The following is a 12,522-nucleotide window of genomic DNA, read 5'->3' as shown; positions in this document are numbered from 1 at the left end:
ATGACTAGCTGCGGGCGGTGATCGAGCCTCTACTGCCGAAGATCGAACGTCGCACTCATCATCCCGGGCGGAAGCGGCATCCGGACCGGCTGGTATTCCAGGGCATCCTGTTCGTCCTGCATACCGGGATCGCCTGGGAACACCTGCCGCAGGAACTCGGCTCCGGCTCGGGCATGACCTGCTGGCGACGCCTGGCCGAGTGGACCGACGCCGGCGTGTGGCCCCGGCTCCACGAAGCGCTCTTGACCAAGCTCCGCAGCGCGGACGCCCTGGACTTCTCTGCGGCGGCGGTCGACGGCTCCCACATCAGAGCATTAAGAGGGGCCCCAAGACGGGACGAAGCCCTGTCGACCGGGGCAGAACGGGCAGCAAGCACCACCTGATCGCGGACGCCACCGGCATCCCGCTCGCCGCAACCCTCACCGGTGGCAACCGCAACGACGTCACCCAGCTCATCCCGCTGCTCCAGGCAGTGCCACCCGTGCGGGGCAAGCGTGGCCGACCTCGGCGCCGCCCCGACGTCGTGCTCGGTGACCGCGGCTACGACCACGACAAGTACCGCCGCCTCGTCCGCGCGCTCGGCGTGAAGCCACTGATCGCGCGACGTGGCACTGAACACGGCTCCGGACTCGGCACTCAACGCTGGGTTGTCGAGCGCGCCTTCGCCCATCTGCACTGGTTCCGCCGCCTGCGGATCCGCTGGGAGATCCGCGACGACATCCACGAGGCCCTCCTTACCCTGGGATGCGCACTCATCTGCTGGCGACGCCTGTCACAGCCGACCCGATCCCTCGCCCTCTCGCAGTAGCCACTCCCGGACCGAAGGAGCTTGGTCAAGGAGCTGTCTGACCTGCATTCCCTCTTCGCGTGAGGTCATCTTCGGCAGAGGGGTGAAGTCGTCGGGGATCACGTCCAGCCAGCTCACCACGCGGTCTCCCGTACGCAGAGTGATCAGCAGTTCCCACCGCACGTGATCGGGAACGTCAGGGCGGTGGGGCAGGGTGTGCCACAAGGCCGGCCACAGATAGTGGGTGCCGCCGGGCGCCGCATTCGCCCGCACCCACGTCGGGTCCAACCGCTGGCTCAGGCCGAGGCCACCCGCCCGCTCTTCCAGCCGGAACAACGAGGCCGAATCGATGGCCTTCACCTCGCGTGGCAGCGGCCGCTCAACGTCCATCGCCCCATGCTGCCCGACCGCACCTCACGTCGGGCAACCGACCCCAAAGAGTCATTCCGTTAGGAGTTCTTAGTGCGAACACCACCACAAGGGATGACACTGCTAGGGAGGGCCCGGACATGGCGCGAACCGCACAGCAGAAGCTTGCGGCCACGCTGCCGAACCAGCGGCGCTGTCGGCAGGCTGGCAGCGTCGTTGGGAAGTTTCCCTACGCCGCGCATGTGACCGTGACGGACAGACAGCGCGTGTCCTCGCTCGGCGGGGTCAAAGTGCCAAATCGTCGGCTCGTACTCCGGTGGCTCCGCAGACAGGCGCTACACCTCGCGAACGGGCACGGACCCGTTGTGGTCCCGGGTGCTCTGGCGTTCCCGAGGGGTGTCCAGCCGGTCAACTTTTACAGCGCGGACGCCCCCGAAGCGCTTCGGGCGTGGGCCGACGACATTGAGCGCCAGGACGACGCCATACGTGCCCTGGAATCCGGGTGCCCTGTGTTGCTCACCGTGACCGACCCCGCCGTTGGACTGTGCATGACCCTCGCGGGTTGGCCCGTCCGGACAACGCGGGCAGTCGACGACTTACATCCGAGGGCGACCCCGACGACGGCAACGACGAGTGAAAGGGCCACCCAGCCCAATGGATCAGTGCGCTGTTGTCATGGTGATGACAGCCCCGGCGCACATCATCACCCTGCTATCCGTGTTTTGAGAGTTGCAGGCCAGCCATGTGCTTTGTGAACTGGGCGAGGCACACAAGGGTGACCACGCAACGATGCTCTGGGACCAGGACAGCGGCCCCGGCGGCGCAGTACGGGCCAGGTGGAACGACAAGGGGCTACAGCTCTCGTCCCTCGCTTGGTGCGCCAGTCTCACGCCTGACGAACAGGCCGCGTGCTGGCTGTTCGAGGGTCACCCGACCGCCCACGGATGGGATGTCACCGACCCCATCAAAGAGGCGCTTGCCAGGGAGTTGACAAAGGAACACCCGCACCTGTTCCCCGAATACAACGAGGGAGAGGAGGGCTGGGGGGGGTGTCTGACAATTCCGGTCTGATCAGGGGGATTCGGCTGAGCTGGCAATCCGGAGGTGCGCCGATCGGCTGGGGGGACTGGGCAGTGGCTACGAACGGCGGGCCAGTAGATGGGTGTCGAGGAAGCCCCGATCAGAGGATGGATCGTGGAGCAGCCGGGCGAAGGGATCGAGCCCGGCATCGCCCAGCAGTTCGGCGAGGCGATCCACCGGCCAGCTGTAGGCGGGCGCCACCTTGTGGTCGAACCGGACCGGTACTTGTCCGTCGGTCCCGAAGAAGGAGACCAGGAGCAGACCGTTCGGTGCCAGGACGCGTACCTGTTCGGCGAGCAGCTCCGGTAGTTCCCACGGAGGGGTGTGAATCATTGAGTAGTGGGCCAGCACGCCGCCGAGCGCGGCGTCCTCGATCGGCAGGGATTCCATCCGCGCCTCTTGGAAGTGCAGCGCCGGATGGGCCTGCCGGGCGTGGTCGACCATGCCGGGGGCAAGGTCTAGTCCGAAGGCGTCCAGGCCGAGTTCGTGCAGCATGGCTGTCAGATGTCCGGGACCGCACCCGACGTCCGCTGTCCGCAGGTTGCCCGTCGCGCGCACCAGTTCGGCGAAGGTGCCGATCATGGCCCGGGAGAAGGGCTGTGTTTCTAGCCGATTTGCGAACAGCGATGCGTACAGCTCGACGACACCGTCGTAGGCCGTCCTGGTCTCGTCCTGATGATTCACCACGGGCAGGACTCTATAGCCGGTCTGATGATTGATCTTGTGGCAGGTCGAGGCGAGCTGACGGATGCGGCATGGAGGCGGATAGAGCCCATTTTGCCTCAGGTGGACGGACGGGGCCGTCCGTGGCGTGATCACCGGCAGGTGGTCAACGGGGTGCTGTGGCGGCTGCGGACCGGGCTCCGTGGCGGGATCTTCCCGACCGGTTCGGGCCGTGGCAGACCGTCTACGAGCGGTTTGCCCGCTGGGAGGCGGACGGCACCTGGGCACGGTTGCTGGAGCACGTTCAGGTCCGCGATGACGCGGTGGGCCGGGTGGAATGGACCGTCTCCGTCGACTCCACCATCAACCGAGCCCACCAGCACGCAGTCGGCGCCCGCAAAAGGGGGATGTGAACGGGGACGAACTGGAAGATCCGGGCCGCTCGCAGGCGCGCCAGGCCCTCGGCCACTCCCGAGGCGGACTGACCACCACAGTCCATCTCGCCGTCGATGGCCGGGGCCTGCCCCTGTCGATTGTGCTCACGCCCGGCAACGTCAACGACGCGACGGCGTTCGGCCAGGTCTTCGACGGCATCCGCACCCCGCGCCTCGGCACGGGCCGCCCGCGCACGACACCGGACCGTGTGCTGGGTGACAAGGCGTATTCCAGTAGGGCCATCCGCCATCTGCTGAGGCGCCGGGGCATCGCTGCCACGATCCCCGAGCGCCGCGACGAGGCGGCGAACCGCCATCGACGCGGAGCCCTCGGCGGCCGGCCGCCAACCTTCGATGCCGCTCCGCTCGATCGTGCGCCGTGGGCGGGTGGCCGCATGACTGCCGACGAGCTGTTCCCGGTCGTCCTCGCGGGTCGTGTCGCGCTGCGTATCGAGCGCAAGACCCTCACGCGCGCCCCGGTCCCCGCCCGCTGGATTCAGAGCGCTAGCGACCCCGGGACGACCCTCTACGCGCGCCCCGACCACGTGGTGAGGCTCGGCGCAGGCCCGGCCCCCGACGACGCGTTGCGAGCCCCGCAGTCAAGAGCCCAAGACAGCAAAACGCCCCGTTCGGCATCCGCCGGGCGGGGCTCCCTGTGTCTCACGTGCACTCACGTGGGTTGACACCCTTTACGAGGGCCGAACACCAGAGCCGGGCGAGGACGACGGGATTCGCGCAGTCGATCGCGAGCTCGGTGAACCTACTGGCCATGGTCGGGACCTCCCAGTCGGTCGGACAGAGCGGGTCCACCAGGGGCGACACGGCAGTCGTGGGGCGCCACGGGCCCACCGCGCACGATCAAGGGAACAAGTGTTCTATTCTGCGGGGAGTGCTACCGAGGAGGCGTCCATGCGCTGGGACAATCTGGTCGAGAAGAACTCGACGACCGGGAACAGCGCGCTCTTCGCCGCGGACGCGGTGACCACGCGCACGTTCGACACCCCGGAATTCCGGGGCATCACCTTCCACGAGATCCGGGCCCGGTCGATCCTGAACCGGGTGCCCGGCGCCTCGCGGATGCCGTTCGAATGGACGGTGAACCCGTACCGGGGCTGCACGCACGCCTGTGTGTACTGCTTCGCCCGCAAGACCCACAGCTATCTGGACCTGGACACCGGCGTCGGCTTCGACTCCCAGATCGTCGTCAAGGTCAACGCCGCAGAGCTGCTCCAGCGGGAGCTGGCCTCCCGGCACTGGCGGGGCGAGCACGTCGCCATGGGTACGAACGTCGATTGTTACCAGAGGGCGGAAGGTCGGTACCGGCTCATGCCGGGCATCATCACCGCCTTGCGCGACCGGGCCAATCCCTTCTCCATCCTCACCAAGGGCACGCTGGTCCTGCGGGACCTGGAGCTGCTGCGGCAGGCCGCGGAGGTCGCCGAGGTCGGTGTCTCGGTCTCCGTGGGTTTCGTCGACCGGGAGCTGTGGCGGACGGTCGAACCCGGCACCCCCTCCCCCGAACGCCGGCTGGACGTGGTGCGCGCGCTCACCGACGCGGGGATCGGCTGCTCGGTCCTGATGGCCCCGGTCATCCCGTTCCTCGGCGACCGCCCGGAGCAACTGCGCGCCACCGTCGCCGCCATCGCGGACGCGGGGGCGGCCTCGGTGACCCCGCTGGTGCTGCATCTGCGCCCCGGCGCGCGCGAGTGGTACCTGCACTGGCTGGGGCAGCACCATCCGCGGCTGGTGGAGCGCTACGAGCGGATGTACGCGGACGGGGCGTACGCCCCCACCTGGTACCAGCGCCGGATCACGCGCCAGGTGCACGAGCTGGCGGACGAGTTCGGGATCGGCCCGGCGCACCGGGGTGAGGCCCGGCGGATCGGCCCGGCTCCGTCTCCGGCCGCCGCGCCGGAGACGGGGCCCACCCAGCTGACCCTGCTGTGAGGGCCGTGGCGGAGTGCGGGCGGCCGCCCGCAGGGCCGATGGCGTGACCGTACGGGTCGGCTCCGCGCGGAACGGGTCCTTCGGCGGGGGTATTCGGGGAGCATGCGGCGGGGACCGGTGATCCGGCGCCGCGTCCCGTCACCCCGGGAGACCCCATGACGAAACGTGCAGGAATTCTGGTCGCCGTCGGTGCGACCGTCGCCGGTCTGCTGACCGCCGCGCCCGCGCCGGCCGCCGCCACCTCGGCGAGCACGCCGCCGGCCCCGAAACCGAAGTGGACCGACTGTCCGACCGACAGCTACCCGACGCTCCAGTGCGCGAAGGTCAGCGCCCCGCTGGACCACCGCCGCCCGTCGGGCCGTCAGATCACCCTCGCCCTCTCGCGCGTCCCGCACACCGCGAAGACCTTCCAGGGCCCGCTGCTGGTCAACCCGGGCGGCCCCGGCGGCAGCGGCCTGTCGATGGCCGGGTTCGTGGCGTCCTCGCTGCCGAAGAAGGTCGCGGCCCAGTACGACGTGATCGGCTTCGACCCGCGCGGCGTCGGCAGGAGCACGCCCGCCCTGAACTGCCTGCCCGGGCACTTCGATCCGGTGCGCCCGGACTCGGTGCCGACGTCCTACCGGGCGGAGCGCGTCAACCGCGACCGGGCGGAGTCCTTCGCCCGGGCCTGCGGCGAGAAGCACGGCGACGTCCTGCCGTACATGGACACGGTCAGCGCCGCCAAGGACCTCGACGTGATCCGCCGGGCGCTGGGCTCCCGGCAGATCAACTACTTCGGCTACTCCTACGGCACCTACCTGGGCGCGGTCTACGCCAAGCTGTACCCGGAGCGCGTGCGCCGCCTGGTCCTCGACTCGGTCGTCGACCCGGACGACGTCTGGTACGAGGGCAACCTCGGCCAGAACCACGCCTTCGACGACCGGCACAAGGCCTTCGCCGCGTGGGTCGCGAAGAACGACTCCGCGTACGGCCTGGGCAGCGACCCGGCGGTCGTCGAGGCCGCCTGGTACCGGATGCGGGCGGACGTGGCGCGGGAGCCCGCGGGCGGCACGGTCGGCGCGAGCGAGCTGGAGGACACCTTCATTCCCGGCGGGTACTACAACGGCTACTGGCCCTACCTCGCCGAGGCGTTCGCCGCGTACGTGAAGAACCGGGACGCCGAGGCGCTGGTCGAGGTGTACGAGGACTTCGGCGCGGTCGACGCGAGCGGCGACAACGGCTACTCGGTCTACACGGCCGTCCAGTGCCGCGACGCCGGCTGGCCCGAGCACTGGAGCACCTGGCGCAACGACAGCCGCCGGATCCACAAGAAGGCGCCGTTCATGACCTGGAACAACACCTGGTACAACGCGCCGTGCGCGAGCTGGCCGGTGGCGCCGCTGCGGCCGGTCCGGGTGAACAACCGTCAGCTGCCTCCGGCGCTCATCCTCCAGGCCACGGACGACGCGGCGACCCCGTACGGCGGCGCGGTCAGCATGCACCGCAAGCTCAAGGGCTCCAGCCTCGTCGTGGAGGAGGGCGGCGGCAACCACGGCATCGCGCTGAGCGGCAACGACTGTCTGGACAGGCACCTGGCGGCGTATCTGACCGACGGAACGGTCCCGCGCGGCCGGGGCGAGGCGGACGCGGTCTGCGCCGCCCTCCCGGACCCCAAGCCGCTGCCCGCCGAGAAGGCGGCGGCCCAGTCGGTGGACAACAGCAAGGGCAGCCGCCTGCACGGCCTGCTCGGCTTCCGCCGCTGAGCGGGACGGACCGCCCGCGCACCCGGCGACAGCGGGCGCACGGGCGGTCCGTGGGAGATTGGGGGCGTACGCCACGCCAGGGAGCGGGGAGGTCCGTCCGCGGTGCGGGGCGGCGTCCGCCGCTCACTCCCCCGGCAGCCGCCTGAGCGCCTCCGCCGCGGCCGTGCCGAGGCGCGGGTGCGGCAGGGCCGCCGTGAGGACCGGGCGGGCCTGTTCGTCGGCGAGGCGGCCGAGGCCCTCGACGCAGGCCAGGGCGACGCGCCAGTGCGGTTCGCCGGGGGCCAGCAGGCGTTGGAGGGTGGCGACCAGGGCGGGGACCGACTCGGGGGCCCGTAGGTCGGTCAGCAGGCGCACCGGGTGCAGGGCGTAGGCGGTGCGCAGGGCGTTGGTGGCGAGGGCGGCGGCCGCCCTCGGCGTGCGGGGGTCGTTCAGTCGGGCCAGCGCGTGGGCGGCGGAGACGCAGCGTTCGGGGTCCCGGTGGTTGAGCAGGAGCACCAGCGCCTCGAAGGCCCGCCGGTCGCCCGCGCAGCCGAGCCGGAAGGCGGCTATCTCGCGGGCCCACAGGGGGCGGTGCGGCTCCACGAGGACCCGGGCCAGCTCCTCGGGGTCCTCGGCGGCGACGAGCCGGGCGTACTGCGGCGACCCGGCAGCCTCCTGTTCCAGCCGGTCCACGAGTGAACGGAACTCCTCGTCCATGACGTCATCCATGACGCTCAGCGTATCGACGGGCACGCTCCGTACGGGGCGGCATCGGCGAGTTCGTGTGGCCCAGGGCACAAGGATCCAGGGGTGGCGCGCTCGTTACTCGCCGGTTAATCTCATCTGAGCGGGGCACACTCCCCGCAAGCTCCGGTGGCCTGGTGACGCAGCCGTCCGGAGTGCCTGTCGGTTCGGCTTTTCCGTGCGACGCGACCCCGGGACAGGGTCCGTCACCCCACGGCCGGGCGCGCTCCCCGCGCGCCGGCCCCGTGCTCCACGACACGCAGCTTCCGTACGCCACGCGCCGCTCCTCATCGCCGCGCGTTCCGTGCTCCCACAGCCGTCACTCACCCTGGAGTCCCCTGATGGACACCTCTCTCTCCACCATCGCCGTCGTCGGCCTCGGCACCATGGGCACCGGCATCGCCGAGGTCCTGGCCCTGGCGGGCCGCGAGGTCATCGGCATCGACATCAGCGAGGCGGCCGCCCTGGGGGCCGTCGCCTCCCTGGAAGCGTCCACCGCGCGGGCCGTGCGCCGCGGCCGGATCACCGAGCGGGAGCGGACCGACGCCCTGGCCCGGTTCCGTACGTCCGACGACCTCGGCACCGCCGCCGATGCCGAGCTGGTCATCGAGGTCGTGCCCGAGACGTACGAGATCAAGCAGCGGGTGTTCCGGGAGCTCGACGCGATCGTCTCCCCCACCGCGATCCTGGCCACCGGCACCAACGCCCTGTCGGTGACCCGCCTGGCCGCCGAGTCCCAGCGCCCCGAGCGCGTCCTCGGCCTGCACTTCTTCAACCCGGCGCCCGCGATGAAGCTGGTCGAGGTGGTCTCCTCGGTGCTGACCGCGCCGCCCGCCGTCGAGGCCGTCACCGCGCTGGCCCGGGAGCTGGGCAAGGAGCCCGTCGCGGTCGGCGACCGGCCCGGGTTCGTCGCGGACGGGCTGCTGTTCGGCTACCTCAACCAGGCCGCCGCGATGTACGAGGCGAACTACGCCTCCCGCGAGGACATCGACGCCGCGATGAAGCTGGGCTGCGGGCTGCCGATGGGGCCCCTCGCCCTGCTGGACCTGATCGGCATCGACACCGCCCGCACCGTCCTGGAGGCCATGTACGCCGCGTCCCACGACCGGCTGCACGCCCCGGCCCCCGTCCTCGGCCAGCTCAGCGGCGCGGGGCTGACCGGCCGCAAGGCCGGGCGCGGCTTCTACACCTACGACCCCCCGGGCGGTCAGGCCGTGGTGCCCGACGCGCTGACCCCGGCGGCGGACGCCGTCTCCGGGGCCGGGCGCGAGGTGGCGTCGGTCGGCGTCGCGGGCTCCGGGACGATGGCCTCCGGGATCGCGGAGGTCTTCGCGAAGGCCGGATACGACGTGGTGCTGGCCGCCAGGTCCCAGGAGAAGGCCGACGTCGCCAAGGGCCGGATCGCGAAGTCGCTGGAGCGTTCGGTGGCCAAGGGACGGCTCACCGCCGAGGACCGGGACGGGACGCTGGCGCGGATCACGGCGGGCGGTTCGCTGGACGCGTTCGCCGAGGTCGACCTCGCCGTCGAGGCGGTCGCCGAGGACCTGGAGATCAAGCGGCAGCTGTTCGCCACGCTGGACAAGGTCTGCCGCCCGGGCGCGGTGCTCGCCACCACCACCTCCTCGCTGCCGGTCGTCGCGATCGCCCGGGCGACCGCGCGGCCCGAGGACGTGATCGGGATGCACTTCTTCAACCCGGCGCCCGCGATGAAGCTGGTCGAGGTGGTCCGGACCGTCCTGACCGCCGACGACGTGCACGCCACGGTCCGCGCGGTGTGCTCGAAGATCCGCAAGCACCCGGTGGACTGCGGGGACCGGGCCGGGTTCATCGTGAACGCGCTGCTGTTCCCGTACCTCAACAACGCGATCAAGATGGTCGAGGAGCACTACGCCTCGCTGGACGACATCGACGCGGCGATGAAGCTGGGCGGCGGCTACCCGATGGGCCCGTTCGAACTGCTCGACGTGGTCGGCCTGGACGTGTCGCTGGCCATCGAGAAGGTGCTGCACGCGGAGTTCCGCGACCCGGGCCTGGCCCCCGCGCCTTTGCTGGAGCACCTGGTCGCCGCGGGGTGCCTCGGCCGCAAGACGGGGCGCGGCTTCCGCGAATATGCCCGTCGCTGACCCGGGAGCCGGGTGGGGCGGGCTGCTGGGACCCTCCGGCGGTCCGCCCCCGCAGGCGCGCTCTCCCGCACCGATGCGTTACGTTCATGCCATGTCCCAGCCCGCCAAGTCACCCCGTGCCACCGCCGCGACCGACGCCCCGGAGACCACCACCGCGGGGACGCGTGCCGCCGCCCAACGGCTCAAGATGCGCCGTGAACTGGCCGCCGCCGCGATGGAGCTCTTCGCCACGAAGGGCTACGAGGCGACCACCGTCGACGAGATCGCGGGTGCCGCGGGCGTCGCCCGGCGGACCTTTTTCCGCCACTTCCGCTCCAAGGAAGAGGCCATCTTCCCGGACCACGACGACACCCTCGTCAGGGCCGAGGCCGTCCTCAACGCCGCCCCCGCTCACGAGCACCCGCTCGACACCGTCTGCCGCGGCATCAAGGAAGTCATGAAGATGTACGCGGCCAAGCCCGCCGTCTCCGTGGCCCGCTACAAACTGACCCGTGAGGTGCCGACCCTCCGGGAGGCCGAGATCGCCTCGGTCGCCCGCTACGAGCGGCTGTTCACCCGTTATCTCCTGGGCCACTTCGACGAGCGCGACCACCATGTGGGCAACGACGACCCGCTGCTCGCGGAGGTCGCCGCGTCCGCCGTGGTCACCGCGCACAACCATGTGCTGCGCCGCTGGCTGCGGGCGGGCGGGCAGGGCGATGTGGAGGCGCAGCTCGACCGTGCCTTCGCCATCGTGCGCGACACCTTCGGCACGGGCATCGGAGCGGGCCGGGCGCCCGGGGCCGAGCCCGAGCGTGCCCCGGCCGCGACGGTGGCCGCGGACGGCGAGGTGCTCGTCGCGGTGGCGCGCACCGACGCCCCCCTCGACGAGGTCATGCGGACGATCCAACAGGCGCTCAAGGACCGCTGAGTTCGGCGGCCGGCCCCTCGGCGGGGACCACCGCCGCCTCCCAGGGCGGCGGTGCGACGCCCTCGCTCCAGGCCGTCAGCTCCTCGGGGCCGTAGCAGAGGATGGCGCACCGCTCCGCGTAGTCGAGCGCGGGTCCGGTGAAGCCTCCGGTGGAGACGACGAGCGCGACATCCGCCTCGTGCACCGCGTAGCAGGTGCCGCCGAACCGCTGGAGGTCCTGGGATCCGGCCCGGCTCGTAGGGCCGTATCGCTTGCACTGCACGACCAGACGGCGGCCGTCCGGGGTGGTCGCCAGGACGTCCGCGCCCAGGTCGCCCGCGCCGCCCACCACCTCGGCCTCCGGGCAGCCGTCGCGCCGGCAGAGTTCGGCCACGGCCTCCTCGAAGGCGTACGGGTCCAGCTCCGCGTAGTCGACCTGACCGGCGTGCTCCGGGGGCTCCGGACGGGCCTGGTCGCGAGCCGCTTCCGCGGCGTCCAGCTCCGCGAGGCCCGCGTCGACGACCCCGTACGCCGCGTCCGTGACGGCCGCCGCGACCCGGCGCGCCCTACGGCGGCGCAGCACCACGAGGGCAGCCGCGAGAGCCAGGACGGCCGCCGGCACGGCGGCGAGCGGGGGAAGTCCGGCGCTGCGCCAGGCGGCCCGCAGCGCCATGCCGCCGCCCACGAGGATCAGCGCGCACAGCACGAAGCCGAAGGCCGTGCGCCGGAGGTCGAAGGAAGCGCGTCGCTCCCGGGTGCTCCGTCTGCGGATCGGTATCGCCATCGGTGCCGCACCTCCGCTTTCTCACCATTTCATGATCACTTGCTTCCGCACACCTGCCCCGAGCTGGGCTTTCGACGCGTCCGCACCGAGCCGTTCCGCGCGGGCGGCGACCGAAACCCGCTGGTTTACCGATCACCGCTGTGCTGAGGTGCGCGGATGCGAACCGACGAAGTACGTGACCTGTACGACCGCACGATGCGCGAGCACGCCCGCCCCGAGGGCCCCGGGGTCGAGGTCGGGCGGGCCGGGCCCGTGGTGCGCCAGGTCGGCGGCCCCGACGACTGGAACGGCGTCGTCTGGTCGGACCCCGAGCTGGACGCCACGGGGGCCGACGCGGCGATCAGGGCCCAGATCGGGCACTACACGGCACTGGGCCACACGGAATTCGAGTGGAAGCTGTACTCCCATGACCGGCCGGCCGACCTGGGCGACCGGCTGCGGGAGGCCGGATTCGTACCGGATCCGCCCGAGACGCTGCTCGTCGCCCCGGTCGAGGCCCTGACCTCCCTGCCCGGTCCCGGGCTGCCCGAGGGCGTCACCCTGCGCCCGGTGACCGACGCGGCCGGGGCCGAGCTGATGGCGCTGGCCCACGAGCGGGCGTTCGGCACGGACGCGGGCCGGCTGCGCCACCAGGTGCTGACGCGGCTGGAGCGGGCTCCGGACGACTTCGTGGCGCTGGTGGCGATGGCCGGTGGGGAGCCGGTCAGCTCGGCCCGTATGGAGCTGTGTCCCGGTACCGCGTTCGCCGGACTCTGGGGCGGCGGAACGGTCGCCGAGTGGCGTGGCAGAGGCCTGTACCGGGCCCTGGTCGCCCATCGGGCGGCCGTGGCCGCCGAGCGCGGCTACCGCTACCTCCAGGTCGACGCGACGGACATGTCGGCCCCGATCCTGACCCGGCTCGGCTTCACGGCGCTCGGCACGACGACGCCGTATGTGTACCGCCCGGCCGGGTAACCGCCTGCCAGCAGGACAGAACGTCCC

At 71.5% G+C, this 12,522-nt stretch carries 10 protein-coding genes and 2 pseudogenes; 8 read left to right on the top strand and 4 right to left on the bottom strand.

The window, feature by feature from the left end; translation table 11 throughout:
• The first annotated feature begins 8 nt into the window (after positions 1 to 8).
• A pseudogene (locus PSQ21_RS31140) lies at positions 9 to 808 on the top strand (IS5 family transposase).
• On the opposite strand, the gene PSQ21_RS31135 reads toward PSQ21_RS31140, so the two are convergent.
• On the bottom strand, positions 773 to 1,177 hold the full coding sequence (locus tag PSQ21_RS31135) for a hypothetical protein (RefSeq protein ID WP_274034639.1): 405 nt from the start codon (positions 1,175 to 1,177) through the stop codon (positions 773 to 775). The pseudogene PSQ21_RS31140 and the gene PSQ21_RS31135 sit on opposite strands and share 36 nt — an antisense overlap.
• 768 nt (positions 1,178 to 1,945) lie before the next feature.
• Between PSQ21_RS31135 and PSQ21_RS31125 the strand changes: the two genes are divergently transcribed.
• The gene (locus tag PSQ21_RS31125) at positions 1,946 to 2,227 is read left to right on the top strand and encodes a hypothetical protein (protein ID WP_274034638.1); all 282 of its coding nucleotides are present in this window, start codon (positions 1,946 to 1,948) and stop codon (positions 2,225 to 2,227) included.
• 66 nt (positions 2,228 to 2,293) lie between these two features.
• Here the strand turns inward: PSQ21_RS31125 and PSQ21_RS31120 are convergent, their stop codons facing one another.
• The gene (locus tag PSQ21_RS31120) at positions 2,294 to 2,923 is read right to left on the bottom strand and encodes a class I SAM-dependent methyltransferase (RefSeq protein WP_274034637.1); all 630 of its coding nucleotides are present in this window, start codon (positions 2,921 to 2,923) and stop codon (positions 2,294 to 2,296) included.
• 36 nt (positions 2,924 to 2,959) lie between these two features.
• Between PSQ21_RS31120 and PSQ21_RS31115 the strand changes: the two are divergent.
• The 3 genes and pseudogenes from PSQ21_RS31115 to PSQ21_RS31105 form a co-directional block, all read left to right on the top strand.
• A pseudogene (locus PSQ21_RS31115) lies at positions 2,960 to 3,689 on the top strand (IS5 family transposase); the annotation flags it as partial.
• 553 nt (positions 3,690 to 4,242) lie between these two features.
• Positions 4,243 to 5,280, top strand: a complete 1,038-nt coding sequence (locus PSQ21_RS31110) for an Rv2578c family radical SAM protein (protein WP_274034636.1) — start codon at positions 4,243 to 4,245, stop codon at positions 5,278 to 5,280.
• A 155-nt stretch (positions 5,281 to 5,435) separates the two neighbouring features.
• Positions 5,436 to 7,022 (top strand): alpha/beta hydrolase, encoded by a 1,587-nt coding sequence (locus PSQ21_RS31105; RefSeq protein ID WP_274034635.1) that lies wholly within the window; start codon positions 5,436 to 5,438, stop codon positions 7,020 to 7,022.
• A gap of 123 nt (positions 7,023 to 7,145) precedes the next feature.
• Here PSQ21_RS31105 and PSQ21_RS31100 read toward each other — a convergent pair whose 3' ends face one another.
• The gene (locus tag PSQ21_RS31100) at positions 7,146 to 7,730 is read right to left on the bottom strand and encodes an adenylosuccinate lyase (protein WP_274034634.1); all 585 of its coding nucleotides are present in this window, start codon (positions 7,728 to 7,730) and stop codon (positions 7,146 to 7,148) included.
• A gap of 356 nt (positions 7,731 to 8,086) precedes the next feature.
• Between PSQ21_RS31100 and PSQ21_RS31095 the strand changes: the two genes are divergently transcribed.
• Both PSQ21_RS31095 and PSQ21_RS31090 read left to right on the top strand, forming a co-directional pair.
• On the top strand, positions 8,087 to 9,868 hold the full coding sequence (locus tag PSQ21_RS31095; RefSeq protein ID WP_274034633.1) for a 3-hydroxyacyl-CoA dehydrogenase family protein: 1,782 nt from the start codon (positions 8,087 to 8,089) through the stop codon (positions 9,866 to 9,868).
• A gap of 91 nt (positions 9,869 to 9,959) precedes the next feature.
• Positions 9,960 to 10,778 carry a TetR family transcriptional regulator gene (locus PSQ21_RS31090; protein ID WP_274034632.1) on the top strand — a complete coding sequence of 273 codons (819 nt, stop codon included), beginning with the start codon at positions 9,960 to 9,962 and terminating at the stop codon, positions 10,776 to 10,778.
• Here PSQ21_RS31090 and PSQ21_RS31085 read toward each other — a convergent pair.
• Entirely contained in the window at positions 10,765 to 11,541 is a 777-nt protein-coding gene (locus PSQ21_RS31085) for a restriction endonuclease (RefSeq protein WP_274034631.1), read from the bottom strand. The two genes, PSQ21_RS31090 and PSQ21_RS31085, sit on opposite strands and share 14 nt — an antisense overlap.
• 156 nt (positions 11,542 to 11,697) lie before the next feature.
• Between PSQ21_RS31085 and PSQ21_RS31080 the strand changes: the two genes are divergently transcribed.
• Positions 11,698 to 12,495 (top strand): GNAT family N-acetyltransferase, encoded by a 798-nt coding sequence (locus tag PSQ21_RS31080; RefSeq protein WP_274034630.1) that lies wholly within the window; start codon positions 11,698 to 11,700, stop codon positions 12,493 to 12,495.
• Positions 12,496 to 12,522 lie beyond the last annotated feature (27 nt).

This window comes from Streptomyces sp. MMBL 11-1, assembly GCF_028622875.1.
Taxonomy (GTDB): domain Bacteria; phylum Actinomycetota; class Actinomycetes; order Streptomycetales; family Streptomycetaceae; genus Streptomyces.
This window is presented reverse-complemented; position numbering and strand designations above follow the sequence as displayed.